An 883-nucleotide genomic window follows, 5' to 3' on the forward strand; every position below is an offset into this window, starting at 1 on the left:
GCCTGCGTTTTGTACATGTCCAACTTCCATTTGTGGACATACAAGAATTGGCTCATCATTTGGAAATACAAGACAAGCTAAAAGACGTTCATGTGGATTACAATGGAAATTAGTTAAATAAAATACGTTCTCAGTAGATGTAATAAATCCTAGTTGTATATCTTGCTCTTTTAACCAAGTTGATAGATTTTGTATACGGTGTTCCATTTGTAACATCCTTTCTTAAAAAACAAATTACTGCAATAAACAAAAAGAGTCTTTACAGTTTATAACACTCTTATTTTAGCATTTTTAATCGAATTACGTAAAATAGTTAACTTATTTCTTATTTTTGTAATAGAAAATAATCTGTTAAAATGTGGTAGAGACTAATTTTATTATAAAGGAGCGACTTCATTTGAAAATTACATATTTTGGGCACAGTGTTATTTTAGTAGAACACGGTCAAGATTCAATTATTATTGATCCGTTTATTAACGGTAATCCACATACTAATGTGAAAGTAGAAAATATTAAAGTGAATTATATTTATGTAACACATGGTCATGGCGATCATTTAGGTGACACAGTTGAACTAGCAAAACGAAATGATGCAACTGTTATTGCTCCTGTTGAATTAGCAACTTGGATCTCGTGGCAAGGTGTCAAAGTTGTTCCTATGCATATCGGGGGAGAAAAAGAGTTTTCATTTGGTAAATTAAAATTAGTAGAAGCAATCCATGGTTCAAGTATTGTTGATGAAGAAAATAAACAAATAATTAATGTAGGACCACCATCAGGTGTTTTATTAAAAATAGCTGGGAAAACAATTTATCATGCTGGTGATACTGCATTATACAGGGGTATGAAAACATTAGGTGAGTATGAAAAAATCGATCTAGCA

Annotated in this window: 2 protein-coding genes; one reads left to right on the forward strand and one right to left on the reverse strand. The window is 31.0% G+C overall.

The features are described from left to right. Positions 1-207 (reverse strand): aminopeptidase P family N-terminal domain-containing protein (locus tag CN514_RS24195; RefSeq protein ID WP_176526060.1); only part of this gene is annotated, 207 nt, incomplete at its 3' end. 190 nt (positions 208-397) lie between these two features. On the opposite strand from CN514_RS24195, the gene CN514_RS24200 reads away from it, so the two are divergent. Next, positions 398-883 (forward strand): metal-dependent hydrolase (locus CN514_RS24200; RefSeq protein ID WP_098234749.1); only part of this gene is annotated, 486 nt, incomplete at its 3' end.

It is taken from the genome of Bacillus sp. AFS001701, from assembly GCF_002559405.1.
Lineage (GTDB): Bacteria > Bacillota > Bacilli > Bacillales > Bacillaceae_G > Gottfriedia.